This window comes from Antarcticibacterium sp. 1MA-6-2, from assembly GCF_021535135.1.
In the GTDB taxonomy this organism is placed as follows: domain Bacteria; phylum Bacteroidota; class Bacteroidia; order Flavobacteriales; family Flavobacteriaceae; genus Gillisia.
In genome coordinates, this window is record NZ_CP091036.1 from 3,047,845 (window position 1) to 3,064,522 (window position 16,678).

At 38.5% G+C, this 16,678-nt stretch carries 17 protein-coding genes and 4 pseudogenes; 9 read left to right on the top strand and 12 right to left on the bottom strand.

What is annotated here, in order from left to right; genetic code table 11:
* Positions 1–33 precede the first annotated feature (33 nt).
* Positions 34–1,565: pseudogene (locus tag LZ575_RS15550) on the bottom strand (IS1182 family transposase).
* 68 nt (positions 1,566–1,633) lie between these two features.
* Complete coding sequence (locus LZ575_RS15555) at positions 1,634–2,155, bottom strand: CvpA family protein (protein ID WP_235325428.1); 522 nt, start codon at positions 2,153–2,155, stop codon at positions 1,634–1,636.
* A gap of 47 nt (positions 2,156–2,202) precedes the next feature.
* Between LZ575_RS15555 and LZ575_RS15560 the strand changes: the two genes are divergently transcribed.
* The 4 genes from LZ575_RS15560 (at position 2,203) to LZ575_RS15575 (ending at position 4,208) form a co-directional block, all read left to right on the top strand.
* Positions 2,203–2,559, top strand: coding sequence for a hypothetical protein (locus LZ575_RS15560; RefSeq protein ID WP_235325430.1), 357 nt, complete (start codon positions 2,203–2,205; stop codon positions 2,557–2,559).
* A gap of 64 nt (positions 2,560–2,623) precedes the next feature.
* Positions 2,624–3,643 carry a phenylalanine--tRNA ligase subunit alpha gene (pheS, locus tag LZ575_RS15565; protein ID WP_235325433.1) on the top strand — a complete coding sequence of 340 codons (1,020 nt, stop codon included), beginning with the start codon at positions 2,624–2,626 and terminating at the stop codon, positions 3,641–3,643.
* Positions 3,640–3,810: a hypothetical protein gene (locus tag LZ575_RS15570; RefSeq protein ID WP_235325435.1), complete on the top strand. Its 171-nt coding sequence runs from the start codon at positions 3,640–3,642 to the stop codon at positions 3,808–3,810. The genes pheS and LZ575_RS15570 overlap by 4 nt, the downstream gene beginning before the upstream one ends.
* A gap of 2 nt (positions 3,811–3,812) precedes the next feature.
* Positions 3,813–4,208 carry a hypothetical protein gene (locus LZ575_RS15575; protein WP_235325437.1) on the top strand — a complete coding sequence of 132 codons (396 nt, stop codon included), beginning with the start codon at positions 3,813–3,815 and terminating at the stop codon, positions 4,206–4,208.
* A gap of 11 nt (positions 4,209–4,219) precedes the next feature.
* Here the strand turns inward: LZ575_RS15575 and LZ575_RS15580 are convergent, their stop codons facing one another.
* Positions 4,220–5,218, bottom strand: coding sequence for an NAD(P)H-dependent glycerol-3-phosphate dehydrogenase (locus LZ575_RS15580; protein ID WP_235325439.1), 999 nt, complete (start codon positions 5,216–5,218; stop codon positions 4,220–4,222).
* Between the two features lie 297 nt (positions 5,219–5,515).
* On the opposite strand from LZ575_RS15580, the gene lysM reads away from it, so the two are divergent.
* Complete coding sequence (lysM, locus tag LZ575_RS15585; protein WP_235325441.1) at positions 5,516–6,016, top strand: peptidoglycan-binding protein LysM; 501 nt, start codon at positions 5,516–5,518, stop codon at positions 6,014–6,016.
* A 301-nt stretch (positions 6,017–6,317) separates the two neighbouring features.
* On the opposite strand, the gene nadD is transcribed toward lysM, so the two are convergent.
* From nadD to LZ575_RS23890, 5 genes are all read right to left on the bottom strand, one after another.
* Entirely contained in the window at positions 6,318–6,905 is a 588-nt protein-coding gene (gene nadD / locus LZ575_RS15590; RefSeq protein ID WP_235325443.1) for a nicotinate (nicotinamide) nucleotide adenylyltransferase, read from the bottom strand.
* Positions 6,902–7,489 carry a guanylate kinase gene (gene gmk / locus LZ575_RS15595; RefSeq protein ID WP_235325445.1) on the bottom strand — a complete coding sequence of 196 codons (588 nt, stop codon included), beginning with the start codon at positions 7,487–7,489 and terminating at the stop codon, positions 6,902–6,904. Before gmk ends, nadD begins: the two co-directional genes overlap by 4 nt.
* Positions 7,489–8,346: a YicC/YloC family endoribonuclease gene (locus LZ575_RS15600; RefSeq protein ID WP_235325447.1), complete on the bottom strand. Its 858-nt coding sequence runs from the start codon at positions 8,344–8,346 to the stop codon at positions 7,489–7,491. The genes gmk and LZ575_RS15600 overlap by 1 nt, the downstream gene beginning before the upstream one ends.
* A 312-nt stretch (positions 8,347–8,658) precedes the next feature.
* Positions 8,659–9,306 (bottom strand): alpha/beta fold hydrolase, encoded by a 648-nt coding sequence (locus tag LZ575_RS15605; protein ID WP_311196122.1) that lies wholly within the window; start codon positions 9,304–9,306, stop codon positions 8,659–8,661.
* Positions 9,243–9,539, bottom strand: coding sequence for a hypothetical protein (locus tag LZ575_RS23890; protein WP_311195825.1), 297 nt, complete (start codon positions 9,537–9,539; stop codon positions 9,243–9,245). The genes LZ575_RS15605 and LZ575_RS23890 overlap by 64 nt, the downstream gene beginning before the upstream one ends.
* Positions 9,540–9,721: 182 nt before the next feature.
* On the opposite strand from LZ575_RS23890, the pseudogene LZ575_RS15610 reads away from it, so the two are divergent.
* Positions 9,722–10,211 (top strand): annotated as a pseudogene (locus LZ575_RS15610) (acyl-CoA thioesterase).
* Here LZ575_RS15610 and LZ575_RS15615 read toward each other — a convergent pair.
* The 3 genes and pseudogenes from LZ575_RS15615 to LZ575_RS15625 all read right to left on the bottom strand — a co-directional run bounded on the left by LZ575_RS15615 (position 10,198) and on the right by LZ575_RS15625 (position 12,229).
* A complete protein-coding gene (locus LZ575_RS15615; RefSeq protein ID WP_235325449.1) occupies positions 10,198–11,094 on the bottom strand; it encodes a DMT family transporter in 897 nt (298 codons plus the stop codon). The pseudogene LZ575_RS15610 and the gene LZ575_RS15615 sit on opposite strands and share 14 nt — an antisense overlap.
* Positions 11,087–11,441, bottom strand: a pseudogene (locus tag LZ575_RS15620) (arsenate reductase family protein). Before LZ575_RS15620 ends, LZ575_RS15615 begins: the two are co-directional and overlap by 8 nt.
* 35 nt (positions 11,442–11,476) lie before the next feature.
* A complete protein-coding gene (locus LZ575_RS15625; protein WP_235325451.1) occupies positions 11,477–12,229 on the bottom strand; it encodes a DUF3298 and DUF4163 domain-containing protein in 753 nt (250 codons plus the stop codon).
* Between the two features lie 178 nt (positions 12,230–12,407).
* Here LZ575_RS15625 and LZ575_RS15630 point away from each other — a divergent pair, with 178 nt between their 5' ends.
* Positions 12,408–13,550, top strand: a complete 1,143-nt coding sequence (locus LZ575_RS15630) for a cystathionine gamma-synthase (protein ID WP_235325453.1) — start codon at positions 12,408–12,410, stop codon at positions 13,548–13,550.
* 45 nt (positions 13,551–13,595) lie between these two features.
* Here the strand turns inward: LZ575_RS15630 and LZ575_RS15635 are convergent, their stop codons facing one another.
* Entirely contained in the window at positions 13,596–14,375 is a 780-nt protein-coding gene (locus LZ575_RS15635; RefSeq protein ID WP_235325455.1) for a THC0290_0291 family protein, read from the bottom strand.
* A gap of 198 nt (positions 14,376–14,573) precedes the next feature.
* Here LZ575_RS15635 and gdhA point away from each other — a divergent pair.
* Together gdhA and recO are read left to right on the top strand one after the other, a co-directional pair.
* A pseudogene (gene gdhA, locus LZ575_RS15640) lies at positions 14,574–15,919 on the top strand (NADP-specific glutamate dehydrogenase).
* A 77-nt stretch (positions 15,920–15,996) separates the two neighbouring features.
* Positions 15,997–16,665: a DNA repair protein RecO gene (gene recO, locus LZ575_RS15645; protein ID WP_311195826.1), complete on the top strand. Its 669-nt coding sequence runs from the start codon at positions 15,997–15,999 to the stop codon at positions 16,663–16,665.
* Positions 16,666–16,678: the final 13 nt, after the last annotated feature.

Here is a 16,678-nt window from a genome sequence, read left to right on the forward strand (position 1 = left end):
TTTCTTGGCAAAAAATTTACAGATAGCCCTTTCTTAGGCTATACTGAACTTTTTCAGGTTGTGTGCCATCGCTATTAAGCCTATTTCAGTAATTACTTTATCCATTCCCCTGAGCATAAATCGCTTGAACCCCATGTTTTGTTTTATATTTCCAAAGACGGCCTCTACATCCCAGCATCTTCTCTTGCGGTGAGCTATGCCTTCTTCACTGAGCAATAGATTTCGAGCCTGTTCTTTTAAACGGTTCAGGTTATGGTTGCGTTCTATGATCCTGTTGCCTTTAGCTTTATGACACCCTCCTCGCAGAGGACATCCCTGGCAGTTGGCGGCCTGGTACCGATGGATTTGCTGCTTAAAGCCTGTTGTTGTTTCACTTTCGTAATTTCCAATATTTCTCATCGGTTGCCCCATAGGGCAGTAATAGGTATCCTCTTCCTTATTGTAAAAGAGGTTATCCGGGAGGAATGGGTTTTGCTTATGTTTTTTATCTCGCTGTTCTTTATGGAAGTAGTTGTATTTCACATAAGCAGTAACTTCTTTTTCTTCTAAATCTGTGTAATTTTCTTCACTACCATATCCGGCATCTGCAGTGAGGGTTTGAGGGGTTTGACCGTATGAATTAATATGGTCCTGTAAGTGATCTTTTAATGTTGTGGTATCTGCCGTGGTTTGAGCTAAAGTGTAATTGGTAATGAACTGGTTGTTAGTGGAGGCTTGAAGATTATACCCGGGTTTTAATTGACCATTTTGCATAGGGTCATCTTTCATTCGCATAAAAGTGGCATCAGGATCTGTTTTGCTATAGCTATTTCGTTTGCCTAAGATGGCTTGCTGCTTCTGGTATTTTTCTAAGTTTTGGGGCCAGTTCTTCTTTGCATAATTAAGGCGTTGCTTTATTTTTTTGTCGATGTCTTTGTCCTTTAGAGCTTCATTAATAGCATCAATGGTTTTAGCTACTTCAACCGGATCAATAGCATCAAAGTCAGTTCATTGGGCAGCATTTGCTCCTGGGTATATACCTTCTCTACGTAAGACCAAAGTTCTTTTAACTGTTTTTTTATCCGCTCTTTACTGGTGTTAATAGATTTACCCCACACGAAGGTATAGCGATTCGCATTTGCCTCTATCTTAGTGCCATCAATAAAAAGTTCTTTTAAAGACAACACTCCCTGGTCTGCCAATAAGAGCACCACCTGATTGAAGATATCTTTAAATTTTCCTTTTAATCGTTTGCCCCTAAAATCATTGATGGTGTTATGATCAGGTTTGCTCTGTCCACTGAGCCATATAAAATGAATGTTCTCCTGCAGGGCCTGCTCTATTTTACGCGATGAATACATATTGCGCAGGTAAGCATAGATGGTGACCTTAAGCAACATCCGGGGATGATAACTGGAAGTACCTCCTCCTTTATAACTTCTCTCTAAGGCAGAAATGTCAATTTGATTAATAATCGTATTCACGATCCTAACGGGATGGTTGGCAGGAACCAAATCATCATAACTGGGAGGTAAAAGACTTAACTGGGACTGATCATAAGTCTTAAATACTACTTTGGCTTTCATTCCATGAAATTAATAAAAACCCAAAAAATATCAAATAAAAAAAGCTGCCTTTTCAGACAGCCTCTTTTTTACGCCTCCACATCTTCTTCCAAAAGATCCAGCTCTCTTGCTTCTCTAAGAATTGAAGGCAGGATCGTAGGTGCCAAAACACGTATGGGTCCATAGAGAACCGAATCTTCGAGAGTTTCTTCCTCTACAATATTGATGTCTTCCCCTGTTGCGCTAAAGAACATAATTACGACACTTGTGATAAAAGCAACCTTAAGGAAACCGAATACTGCACCTATCAATTTATTCAGGATACCCAGCATTGCCAGATTTGCAACCTGAGTGAGTAATTTACCAGCCAGGGAAATGACAAAAACCACCAGAATAAAAGTTATGGCGAAAGCAATGAGGTTAACAAAATTAATATTCCAGGTCACTCTTTCAGTTAAGAAGTCACTTAAAATATGGGAGGAATAAACAGCAACATAAATTCCTGCAATAAAAGCTATAAGGGAAGCAAGTTCAGCAAAAAAACCGCGGAAGAACCCCCGGATTAGGCCGTAAAGTAGAATTACGGCGAGAATTACATCTACTGTATTCATGGTTTAAAAATACCTGTTACAAAGCCTAAGATACGTATCTTTGCGCAATGGCAAGAGATGAACAATTAAAAGAACGTTGGACAGTTTTACAAAAGAAACTTTCACTGCAATTTGCAGATGGTGAGTTGCTTGATCTGGACGCGATCATATACCTTATCGGTGTGCAGGAACTGGGCCAGCCTCACAGGAAGTTTAAGAAAGATCATAAACTGGATTTAATGCATATTGCGATTTGTCGCCTCCTGGAGCCTTATGGCTACTACGAATTTGATTATTTTGATGAGGAAAGCTGGCCTCATTATAAGGTGATCGAAAGTTTACTTACTTTAAAGGCAGGGGAACAATCTGTCTTAATGAAGGAGGCTATCGTTCAATATTTTTTAGAAAAAGGATATATAGAATAATATAGTAAAGCCACAGAACGTGCAAAATTATTAATTTAGCGCTGGTTTAAAAGAAAAGGAATCCATGATTGAGACTATAAGGGAACATATTGCAAAAGTCGAAAAGTTTGAAGCAAAAAATCAACAGGAAGTAGAGGCTTTTAGAATTGAATATTTGGGAAAGAAAGGATTATTAAATCAATTCTTTGCTGAATTTAAAAATGTTCCGAATGAGCAAAAAAAGGATTTTGGACAGGCCATAAACACACTTAAGACTTCCGCCCAGGAAAGGGTGAATCTTTTAAAAGAATCTTTTGAAGGACAGCAGGAAGAAAAAGGGGTCTATGGAGATCTCACCCGTCCTTCTGAACCTGTTGAAATAGGTTCCAGGCATCCTATTTCCATTGTGAGGAACCAGATCATTGAGATCTTTTCTAATATTGGTTTTAATGTTTCTGAAGGCCCCGAAATAGAAGATGACTGGCATAATTTCACGGCTTTAAACTTACCTGAATATCACCCGGCAAGAGATATGCAGGATACTTTTTTCATTCAGACAAATCCTGATGTGCTTCTTCGTACCCACACCTCTTCGGTACAGGTAAGATATATGGAGAATAACGAACCGCCAATTAGAACTATTTCCCCCGGAAGAGTTTTTAGAAATGAGGCAATTTCAGCAAGATCCCATTGCATCTTTCACCAGGTAGAAGGGCTTTATATTGATAAGGAAGTTTCCTTTGCCGACTTAAAACAAACTTTGTTGTACTTTACAAAGCAAATGTTCGGGAAATCAAAGATAAGGCTAAGGCCGTCCTATTTTCCTTTTACTGAACCAAGTGCCGAAGTAGATATCTATTGGGGACTGGAAACAGAAACCGACTACAGGATCACTAAAGGTACCGGGTGGCTCGAAATCATGGGCTGTGGAATGGTAGATCCTAATGTGTTAAAGAACTGCGGAATAGATCCTACAGAATATACAGGATTTGCTTTTGGAATGGGAATAGAGCGAATTGCAATGTTACTTTATCAAATTGGAGATATTAGGATGTTCTATGAGAATGACCTTCGTTTCCTTAAACAATTTAAATCTTCTATATGAAAAAAGTTGGAATCATTATCAAGCTAGGTGTAATTATCCTTGCAATTATTTTAGTCCTTACACTTGTTTTCCAGGTACTGGAATTTATAGTGGGTGCCGTGCTCTTTATAGTGGCCATTATCTTCCTCATTTATTTGTATTTTAAGGTAAAGGATAAACTGGATTAAGTTTGAAAAAGGATATTTCAATTCCTGAAGTAGAGGGAGTTCATGTTGCAGCTGTTAGGGAGAAAAATGTAGAATTCAGGTCTATGGACTGGAATGCTTACATTATTAATGACAAGAGCGTTCCTCTGGAAATGGTGCTTATTATTGCCCGCGGGTATGATAATAAGCGTGTTACTTCCACGATGAGGCATTCAATTAAAGTTTTGCCGCCAAAGTCTTATGCGAAGATTGAATTCATGCAGGACGATATTCTTAAATTATCCAACGAATTTCTTGTAACCTTCTTTGAGGGTAACAGTATGTATGAGAAGACCTTTAGCTTCAGTAAAAATTCTATAAAGGAGTCGGCTGTTGAGGCTTTACTGGTAATTCAGCAAAAGGGGATCCTGGCAAAGTAGTCTTACAAAACCTAATCCAGCTTTTCAGCTAATTTTCTGAATACCTTTTTAGGATTTTTCCCTTCATACAAAATATTGTATACCGCATTAATGATAGGCGTTTTAGCTCCTCCTTTTTCCTTATTTATTTTGTAAGCACTCTCTGTGGCGTAATAACCTTCAGCTACCATACTCATTTCCACTTGGGCACTTTTTACGGTATACCCTTTCCCTATCATATTACCGAACATACGGTTACGGCTAAAAACTGAATAACCTGTTACTAAAAGATCACCCAGGTATGCAGAATCATTAATATTCCGCTTCATCTTATGAACCTTTTTGATAAACTTTTTCATTTCCCGTATAGCGTTACTCATAAGTACGCTTTGAAAATTATCTCCGTAGCCAAGGCCGTGGGCTATTCCTGCGGCAATAGCATAAATGTTTTTAAGCATGGCAGCATACTCTGTTCCCGTAACATCATCGCTGGTTTTACAGGTAATATAATCACTCTGTAAATGTTTTGCCATTATCTCTGCCTTCGCCTCATCCTGGCAGGCTATAGTGAGATAAGATAGACGCTCCAGTGCAACTTCTTCAGCGTGGCAGGGTCCTGTAATTACCCCGAAATCTTCATCAGAAATTTCATATTCTTTATTGAAATGCTCTCCCACTATAAGGCTGCTTTCCGGAACTATACCTTTAATAGCAGAAAAAATTACTTTTCCTTTTAATGGGATAGTAAGTTTATCCAGCTCCTGTTTTACAAAGGCTGAAGGAATCGCAAAAATAAGATAGTCTGAAGCCTTTACTACTTCATTGATATCATTACTAAGATGAAGCTGCTTAATATTAAATTCTACTGAACTCAAATAATTAGGATTGTGATCCTGTGTTTTAATATGGTAAATAGCTGTTTTGCTACGCATATACCAGTTAACCTCGTCGAGATTTTCACATAACATTTTTACAATAGCCGTGGCCCAACTGCCGCCACCAATCACACCAAAAGAAGGGTTTTTATCCATAGTTGCCTGTCTACGGCCCAAAAATACATAAAATTAAAAGATTTGGAAGAAAAGGCTTTTTTTGACTTCCGTTACAATGTATTCATTTTTTTTCCGTTAGAGATATTGAAAGGGTGATTGAGAAAACAGTTATCATTTTCATTTAGTTTTTTGGTTGGTTATTTAGTTAAACAGGGACAGGCAAATCTTTTTGCTTTTCCCTGTTTTTCTTTTTTCAGATGCTAACAAAACTTTAATATTTAGAGGCTGATGCTTTTGGCCACTATTTCGTACTTTAGAAAAATAGCACAAGAAAATATGGGTTTATTCAATTTTATAAAAAATGCCGGGGCTAAGGTTTTTGGATCGGGCAAAGAAACGAAACACGAGACAGCAAAGGTGACAGGTGATAAAGATAATGAAGAGCGACAGGAAAACTTAAAGGCCGCCAGCAAACTGGAAGAAACAATAAGGGACCTAAAACTTGAGGTAGAAGGGCTAAGAGTAGAAATTGAAGGCGAAATGGCTACTGTGCAGGGAAGAGCTAAGGACCAGTCTACCCGGGAGAAAGTAGTTTTGGTTGTAGGAAATGTTGAAGGGATCTCGCAGGTGGATGATAAAATGAGTGTTGAAAATAAAGAACCTGAATCTGTTTTTCATACAGTTGAAACCGGGGATACTCTAAGTAAAATAGCAAAGGAACATTACGGAAATGCTAATAAATATCAGGAAATATTTGAAGCTAACAAACCTATGCTTAAGGACCCAGACAAAATATATCCCGGGCAGGTACTAAGAATACTTACTCAAACAAAATAATATAGGACTGTTTAAAAAATTTGAGAAAGTTACATTGAGCGCAGTCGAAGTGCAAAGTTAAAGTTCCACCATGAAAAAAGTAGGATCATTTAACTCAACAGAACCTTCAAAAAATATTTTAAACAGTCTTTTTCTATTTGATAGGCAGTAAAAAAGCGAATAAACGCTTTATCATTTTAACCTTAGAATATTATAACCTTATTCATAGATCTAAATTAATACCTGAAACAAAGTTCAGGATGACGTAAGATAGATTCAGATAAATGTCAGGAGAATTGTTGGGTAGCCTTAATTGGAACTTTTATCTTCGGTAGAAATTCATCCTGTCTATATACTCCCAGACCTTTCCCGGTAACATAGTGGTAATATTTTTACCTTCTTTTACGGCTTCTCTAATAAAAGTAGACGATATTTCAATTACGTATGCTTCTACCCGGGTGATTTTAGGATGATCTTTAAATTGATTTTCCACTCTTCCCCCTCCAATTCTGGGATATACATACACCTGATGTCTTTCCAGGATCACCTCATAATTTTTCCATTTATGAAAAGTCTTGAGGTTATCTTCCCCCATTATTAAACAAAATTCGTTTCCGGGAAAATCTTCCTCCAATTTAGCCAGGGTAGTGGCAGTATAATTTGGCTGAGGCAATTTAAACTCTACATCACAGGGTTTGAGTTTCTCGTGTTCTTCACAAGCCAGGTACACCATTTCCAGACGGTGATGGTTAGCCAGTAGAGAACTTTTCTTTTTAAAGGGATTATGTGGGGTAACGACCAGCCATATTTCTTCAAGGTCACTGAACTCAACCATGAAATTTGCAATAATAAGATGCCCTATATGAATAGGATTAAAGGTCCCGAAATAAAGACCTATCTTTTTTTTCATTCTGTCTTTTTTTCCGCTTCAACAAATGTGGAGACCAGTTCGTGAGCTTCTTTTAAAGCCTGCTTAAGATCATTGTTTTCAATAATATAATCAAATTGAGGAGCAGTTGCCAGTTCAATGGAAGCTTTGGCTACCCTCATATTGATCTTATCGTCACTTTCAGTCTTTCGTTTCTTTAAACGTATCTTTAACTCCTCGATACTTGGTGGTTTTACAAAAACAGCCAAAGTTTGATCTGGGTAAATATGTTTTATATCCAGCCCGCCTACGACATCAATATCAAAAATTACATTTTTACCGGAGGCCCAAATTCTTTCGATCTCCGATTTTAAAGTGCCGTAAAAGTTATCCCTGTATACTTCCTCCCATTCCAGGAATTCATCATTTTTAATTTTCTTTTTAAACTGCTCAAGGTTAAGAAAGTAATAATCTTTTCCTTCTGTTTCTCCGGGACGCGCTTCCCTTGAAGTTGCTGAAATTGAAAAGTCCAGTTTAAGTTCTGGCTGCGCAAGCAGGTGCTGTACAATGGTCGTTTTTCCCGAACCGGAAGGTGCCGAGAATACTATTAATTTTCCGCCGCTCATTAAAGTACGTTTAGAAGTTGTTCTTTAATTTTTTCCAGTTCATCCTTCATTTGAACCACGAGCTGCTGCATAGGAGCATAATTTGACTTACTGCCAATGGTGTTTATCTCCCTTCCCATTTCCTGGGAAATAAAGGCCAGTTTTCGGCCATTGGAGTCTACGCTGTTTAGAGTATCTTTAAAATAAGCAAGGTGGTTGTCAAGTCTTACCTTCTCTTCGGTGATATCAAATTTTTCTATGTAGAAGATCAGTTCCTGTTCAAAACGGTTTTCGTCAACATTCTCTTTTAAATCGGCTACCCCTTTTCTCAAGCGCTCTCTAACTCCATTGATCCTATCTGGATCCATTGTAATAATTTCTGCAAGAAGGGTTTCTATATTGCTAATCCTAAGATTAAGCTCTTTTTCCAGTGCTTTTCCTTCATCGGCTCTAAATCTATTGATCTCCTCGAGTGCACGGTTAACAGCAAGTTCTATAGAGGCAAATTCTTTTTCGTCTATTTCTTCCCTTTCGGTTTTTAAAGCATCGGGCATTCTTACTGCCATTTTCAAAAGCTCAGTTTCATCGCCATCTACGATTTCCTTCATCTGCTTAATATATTGTTTTACCACTGCAGCGTTAATAGTTGCAGTAGTTTCTTCAGCAGTAATTTCTACATATAGGGAGAAATCTACCTTTCCCCGGGTAAGGGAGGAGCCAATAAGATTCCTTAAAAGAAGTTCTTTTTCCCGGTACTGGCTGGGAACACGTGCGTTGAGATCGAGACTCTTGCTGTTTAGAGATTTTATTTCCACCGTAATTTTTTTGGAAGGAAGCTGGATGAGGCTTTTTCCAAAACCTGTCATAGACTGGATCATGCTTGATTTTTAAAAGGTTGGGCAAAGATAAACTTTTTTGTGGAACAAGATTTTACAAGCTGGGTTATAACCTGAACAGGTAGAGAAGTAAGCCAAGTGTGGGAATGTTATTTTAACCTGGTAAGATTGGCATGTTTCGCCACCATCACGTGAAAAATACCGTAAAATATTAAGCCTAAAGCTACTACTCCTAGAGAATGTAACCGTAGTCAATGCTTAAGAGAGAATTTAAAGCTCCCTCTGTACCCTTGAAGACGTTGGGCAATCTTAAATTGTTGAATTGCCTGCGCGGCAACTATAGTTGGAACAAATCTATTTTTGAAGTTGTTTTTCAATAAATTCCAAAGCTCTTTCTTCAGCGTAGGTTTCATTTTTATTCTGAAGAAATGCCACGTGTCCTCCGTGATCTGGCATTTCCAGATGAAACCATGGATTAACCCGGGCAAGTTCCACAGGAGAGGAGTCTTTAGATAAGAATCCGTCGTTTTTAGCATTAATTAGAAGAGTCGGAATTTTAATGTGTGGAATAAATTGTAAGGCGCTGTTTTTCTCATAATAATCCAGGGCATCTTTAAATCCATGAGCTTTCCCCGTGTATAGATCATCAATAGAAAAGAGATTGTTGCAGGAATCTATGTCCGATTTGGAAATATTAGCCGGGTACCTGCTTTCTCTCAGGTAGAGCTGCTGTTTCAGTTTAGCTACAAATCTTTTTGAGTAGATCCAGTTTTGGGGTTTATCCAATTCCAGTAAAGATTTGTGCAGGTTACAAGGAGTTGAAACAGCAACTGCAGCTTTTAATTCAGGGGGAAATTCAGTTCTCTCCCCCAGGTATTTCAGCATTAAATTTCCGCCGAGACTAAAGCCAGTGAGCGCCAGTTGTTGGAAATTTTCTTTCAGAATATAGCTAATGACCTCTTCAAGATCTTCAGTTGCACCTGCATTGTAAGACTTGATAATCTATTCATTTCGCCGCTGCAGCCTCTAAAATTTACTGCTGCCACGTCCCATCCTTTTTCAGTAAAATGTTTAGCCAAACCTGTGACGTAAGGACGTTTAGCATTGCCTTCCAGACCATGAAGAACAATTAAAATTTTCCTTGATTTTCCCTTTTCTGAATAACTGCGGTCAAGATCCAGAAAATCTCCATCTTTAAGTTCCAGCCTATACCTATATTGTTTGGGTGCCTTCACTTTTCGCAACATTGAAGCATAGATGGTGCTCAGGTGATAATTCCTGAAAATCCATGGAACCTTATATAGAGACTTGACTAATGGCATGCCTGCTAAATTGCAATAATTTTACTGGTATACAAAACAGAAACAATTATGCATGCATAACATAATTTTGTATTTTTAATCAAAATAAAATTGGAATGTACATTAAGGAATTTGAGATAAGGTGGAGCGATCTCGATGCTAACAGGCATCTCGCCAATACGGCATATATAAATTTCATGAGCCATACGAGAATGGGCTTTCTCATGGATAACGGTTTTGGTCAAAGAGAAATGGCAAAGTATAACATTGGGCTTAGTGGTTTTATATGAGCACGTTTATTATTTTAAGGAGGTGTTCGCGGGGGCACCAGTGAAGGTTAGTTTGCAACTTAGAGGATTATCTGAGGACGGGATGTACTTTGAGTTTATTCACAACTTCTATGACCAAAAAGGCAGAAATTTTGCCAGTTGTGAAATGATGGGAGCCTGGATAGATCTTGAAAAAAGAAGTCTTACCGCATTACCTAAAGAGTTATTTGACAACCTTAACAGCCTTTCTCATACAGAAGATTTCAGGATACTTACAAAAGAAGATACCCGGGCATTCGGGAAAAAGCCTGCAGATGTTGATCCTAGCTTCCTGTAACCGTTTTCTTTTTTGTGACGAGGTAAACTCCCAGGAAAATTAATGATCCTGCCACGATCTTCAGCAAGTTTAATTGATCTGCGCCAACTGCGACTGAAAAGACTATGGCTATGAGCGGTTGTAAATAAATAAAGGAGCTAAGAGTAGAGGCGGCCAGCTGTTTAATTGCAAAAATATTAAGCAAATATGTGGAAAAGGTAGTACCAAGTATTACAAAGGCTATGCTTCCCCATATGGCGGGCGGCATACTTTCCCATTCAATTTGCCGAAACTCCCAGAAAGTTATAGGAAAGTTTATGAGGAAAGAACAAAGGAACAGCCATTTCATTAGGGTAATGGGATGGTATTTGGCTGCTAAAGGTTTTACAAGGATGAGGTAAATACCAAAAGAAAAAGCGTTGATCAGGAACAAGAGATTACCCAAAGGTATATTGGGTGCGTTGTATTTTTGTTCAGCTGAAAAAAGAATTAAAATTAATGCACCGCTTAAACTTATTATGATCCCTATCACCTTTAGCAAGGTAATTCTTTCTTTTAAAAGATAAGACGATAGCAATAAGACAAGGATAGGTGAAATGGTCATTATGACCGAGCTGTTTATAGGAGTAGAGAGACTTAGGCCTTTGAAGAACAAAAGCATGTTTATAACCATACCGCACACTGTTGCTGCAATAAGTCGTGGCCAGTCACTGTTGGCAATTTTCTCCTTTGGAAACCATAAGCTTACAAGCCAGAATAGGATTGCCGCACCTGTTACGCGTAAAAATATAAATCCAAATGGTTTTACATATTCCGGCATTACTGCTTTGGCAATCGTATGGTTAAGGCCATAAATGGTGCTTTCCATAATGGCAGCCATGATCGCCAATGACCTTTTATTCATGTATAGATTTTGTGGCGGCTTCTACTTCTTTCCGGGAGTTACCTATAAATATTTCTTCCTGGTTAATTATCACCTAGCCTCTTTAAAAATGTGTAGTGTTCCAGGATAAGATTACGGTAATCATCTTCAGCAAGTGATTTATCTTTTAGACTGCGCTCTTTGTATAATCTTGCTCTCTTGCTAAAAAGCGCTTCATAACTTCCTGAAAGTTTTTTCATTTCCTCGAGCTGGTCGCCTGTAACAGGATCGCTTTTAATATCCTGAACATCAAAAGTAGACGGTAGATTTAATTCCTTCAGGATCTTCTTACATGTATCGCAGGTAGAGAGATGATAGATTTTTTTCATGAAGAGAATGATTTAAGGTAATGACGTGGAAAAATTTAAAATATTCGGATGAAATCCTGAGCTTCCTCTTTAGGAATCTCTATTTGAATACCGCCTTCAGCATAAGAAGCAACTTCATAGGCGTTATACCTTAGGATAACCTTGTTCTTGTGAAAGCCAATATTTTGAGGAAGTTGAAAGCTGTCATTTTCAAAAAAATATCCTGTACTATTGATAGGTTCTTCTAAAGGAATTTCATTCTTTTTTCTAAAGAGCTGTTCAGCATAATCTTTAAATTCTGAAGTAAATAGTTCTTCATTTGAAAACGGCTCCCCGGTTTCAGGATCAAAATTGAGATAACTCCGGCTGGTATAACCGTGAGCCCCTCCCGTAAAAAGGGCAAGGTTAAATTCAATGGAAATAATTTCGGGAGAGGTATATAAAACTCTGCCGTTTACTGAGGCTTCCCAGGGTATATTATATTCCGGAAATTCCCTTGCTGATGCTTCGTAATTGTCAATAAAATTCTGGGACAACTCCTCCAGGCTGCCAAACTCATCTTCCTCCTGGAAGTCAACAAGATTTATTACGTGTTGCTCTATGTAGTGGTTAATTGTTTTGTTGCGGGCACCCGCGTTTTTCACCCATGGAACATTAATGCTTATAAAAGCACAATTTTCTTCCTCGGGGTTACAGTCCTGGCTGGATACCTGGTCAATGTTTAGTTCCTCAAATTCCGGTGCAGATGTTTCTTTTTGGCAACTAATAAGTAAAGTGGTAAAAAAAAGAGGCAAAAGCAGCTTTCTCACAGCATTAATCCTTGTTAAATTAGGGATAAAGGTACAAGCTATTTTGTCAATCGCCAATACGAGTAGTACATTTGAGAAAATAAATTTTTGATTTTTATAGCTGTAGTAAATAGGCTGAAAATCAGGAATTAAAACGGATGTAATTTCTGCTATATCCTCTAAAAATTAATACAATTCTATGAAATTTAATACTAAAACCATCCATGGTGGTCAGCACGATATTGATCCTGCATATGGATCTGTCATGCCTCCCATCTACCAAACCACTACCTATTCCCAAACCACTCCCGGCGGCCATAAAGGCTATGAATATTCCCGGAGTGCAAATCCCACGAGGACTGCTCTTGAAAAATCCATTGCCAGTATTGAAAATGGTAAATATGGACTCGCTTTTGGATCTGGGCTTGCAGCTATAGATGCCGTTATAAAATTATTTAAGCCAGGTGATGAAATCATTTCCACAAGTGATCTTTACGGGGGTTCTTACCGCCTTTTTACGAAGATTTTCGAAGGTATGGGGATTAAATTTCATTTCATTGGAATGCAGGATGCGGTAAAGATTGAAGATCATATTAATGAAAATACAAAACTCATCTGGGTTGAAACACCTACTAACCCTATGATGAATATTATTGATATTGAAGCCACCTCTAAGATTGCTAAAGAGCACCAGGTCTTATTGGCTGTAGACAATACCTTTGCAACTCCCTATTTGCAACGGCCCCTGGAACTGGGTGCAGATATTGTTATGCACAGCGCAACCAAATATCTGGGTGGACACAGTGATGTTGTTATGGGCTCGCTTGTGGTGAACGATCAAAGACTGGCAGAGAAACTGTATTTTATCCAGAATGCAAGTGGGGCGATTTGTGGGCCACAGGACAGTTTTCTTGTCTTAAGAGGTATTAAAACCCTACATATTAGAATGCAAAGACATTGCGAAAATGGAGAAAAAGTGGCTAATTTCCTAAGGTCTCACCCAAAGGTGGGAAAGGTTTTCTGGCCGGGATTTGAAGATCACCCAAACCACCAAATTGCAAAAAAACAAATGAGTGGTTTTGGTGGAATGATCTCTTTTACAACAAAAGAAGAAACCCTCGAAAGTGCAGTGAAGGTTGTGGAAAACTTAAAAGTATTCACACTTGCTGAATCTCTGGGAGGGGTGGAGTCTCTTGCCGGACATCCTGCCAGTATGACTCATGCCTCTATTCCGCCAGAAGAAAGAGCAAAGACAGGTGTTGTTGATTCTCTTATAAGGTTAAGTATAGGAATTGAAGATGATGAGGATCTTATAGAAGATCTAAAACAGGCATTAGGATAAATTCAGGAATTTAATTAAAACCGGGCTTGCAATAGCCTGGCTTGTTTAATAGTTAAGATAGTAGATGTACCCAACATTAAACCAGAATATGAAATCATTGAATTTATTCTGGGGAGCTGTAATATTAAGGCCATCAATCCAGTCGGTATCATAATAATTCCATCTTGCTTCTACGACAATATCGCTCACAATGCTTAGCCTGTAGCGGGTACCCATACTTCCCTGGATAGACCAGGTAGAGCCACCTTCAAGATTAACTCCTCCGTTTTGAAAAGTTCGGAATAGATTCTTGTCATTGGTAAGGGGCCCAAAATCAGAATAAGCACTGGGTTTATAATACACAAAATGGAAACCTGCACTTATGAAAGGTGCAAATCTAAATCCGAAGGAGGTGTAGTCTCTTATGCTCAGGGGATAGTATTCCAGGGCCGCACCAATCTCAAGAAGCTGAGATTTGCCGTGCATTGCCCGTAACAGTCTTCCCCCATCAGTATCTTCTTTGGCAACAGGGCCGTAATGCTCCAGGTCACTAAAGAAATAATCCAGCTCTGAACGGATTTTGAAGTGATCACTAAAAAAGTTTTTGGTGGAGTAACAGTTGCATTTCCTGCTGGAGGCAAAGTTCATATAATGTACCAGCCCTATACCCAGTCCTGCATTCTCTAAATTATTTTTAACATTCCACCGCTCCCCGTAATCTGTAAAAAATGAAGTCGGGCCAATTAGTGCTCCTATTTCGTGCGAAATTCCAAGTTGCGCATATCCTCTGTGAGATGTAAAGGCACACAGGAAAATTAGAAGATACAATGCGCGGAATTTTATCATTTTAACACCTTACAGGAGAAACAAATATATAAAATAGAAGTTAACAAAGATGTAAGGAAAAATACCCTTTAACAGAGGTTTCCCAGTGACCCGTTAATATTATATCAAAATCTAAAAATATCCGTCGTTTGGTTGTAGATTCTTTATATTTGCACCTCATTACGCAAACGTTTTTATAAACATCATTACCACTATATTATGGAACAAAATGTAAAACAATTTTTAGAGGTAGTATCTAAGAGAAATCAGAATGAACCTGAGTTTATGCAAGCTGTACATGAGGTGGCCGAAACGGTCATCCCCTTTATAGAAAAAAATAAAAAATATCAAAATGCAATGTTACTTGAACGTATGGTTGAACCTGAAAGGGTGATCATGTTTCGGGTGCCGTGGATCGATGATCAGGGAAATACCCAGATCAACCGTGGGTTTAGGATTCAAATGAATTCCGCTATCGGGCCCTATAAAGGAGGACTTCGTTTCCACCCTTCAGTAAACCTGAGTATTCTAAAATTCCTCGCTTTTGAGCAGGTTTTCAAAAATAGTTTGACCACACTTCCTATGGGTGGTGGTAAAGGTGGAGCCGATTTTGATCCCAAAGGAAAATCAGACAATGAAGTAATGCGTTTTTGTCAAAGTTTTATGACAGAACTTCAACGCCATATAGGTGCAGATACAGATGTTCCTGCAGGAGATATAGGAGTTGGAGGCCGTGAAGTGGGTTACATGTTCGGGCAGTACAAGAGAATTAGAAATGAATTCACAGGGATTCTTACCGGGAAAGGCCTTTCTTATGGCGGATCATTAATTCGTCCTGAAGCTACTGGTTACGGTAACGTATACTTTGTACAGAATATGCTTGAGAGAAAAGGCGATACCATTAAAGGTAAAACGGCGGTAATTTCAGGATCTGGTAACGTGGCGCAATTTGCTGCAGAAAAAGCTACCCAGTTAGGAGCTAAGGTTGTAACAATGTCAGATTCAGGAGGTTTTATTTATGACGAAGGTGGAATTGATGCTTCCAAACTTCAGTTCATCATGGACCTGAAAAATGTGAAACGAGGAAGAATTAGTGAGTATGTAGATGAGTATCCTTCAGCTAAATATTACGATGGGGAAACTCCGTGGGGAGTGAAGTGTGACATAGCTATGCCTTGTGCCACTCAAAATGAATTGCACAAAGAAGATGCGGAAAAACTTGTTAGTAACGGTTGCATCTGTGTAGGAGAAGGGGCGAATATGCCCTGTACACCAGAGGCTGTTAGTGTTTTCCAGGATGCGAAGATATTATTCTCCCCGGGGAAAGCATCAAATGCTTAGGTGGGGTTGCAACTTCAGGACTTGAAATGTCTCAAAACTCAATGAGATATAGCTGGACTTCAGAAGAAGTTGACAAAAAACTTCACGAAATTATGAAAAATATCCACGAACGTTGTGTGGAGTATGGAACAGAAGAATCCGGATACGTTGATTACGTAAAAGGAGCAAACATTGCAGGTTTCGTAAAAGTAGCCGATGCTATGCTTGCGCAGGGAGTAGTATAAAATTTACAATCTTAAATGCATAGATCAAATGCCGCTCGTCCAGCGGCATTTTTTTATCTTCGGCTCAAATTCGTACCATGATAGTTAATACGAATGCTATTGTTATAAGTGTTTTAAAATACGGCGAAGCAGATCTTATAGTAAAATGCTTCACCCAAAAAAGCGGACTGAAGTCGTACCTGCTGCGTGGTATTCTAAAATCGAAAAAGGGAAGATTTAAAGTTTCTATGTTTCAGCCGTTAACGCAGCTGGAGCTGGTGGCAAAACATAAAGATAAAGGCAGTCTTGAATATATTCAGGATGCGAAGCTTATTGCGCACTACCAAAGCTTGCACACCAATGTTGTAAAAAGTTCTATGGTGCTATTTCTTTCTGAAATACTTCGGAATTCAATCCAGGAAGAGGAACAGAATGAAGAGTTATATCATTTCCTTGAGAATACATTTAACTGGATGGATGTTCATGATAATATCGCCAATTTTCATTTATTATTTCTGCTGAAGCTTACGAGGTTCCTTGGATTTTATCCTGATACTTCCCAGGCAGAAGGAGAATATTTTAATCTCCTGGAGGGAATTTTTCAGGATATAAAAACAAACGAATATTGCATCGAAGGCGGAAATTTACAGCTTCTTAAGCTGCTACTCGGTACAAATTTTGATGAGTTAAATGCAATAAAATTGAATCAATCCGCGAGATCAAATTTCCTCACTATGTTACTTGGGTATTACCTAGTTACATATTGAATCTTTTAAGAAA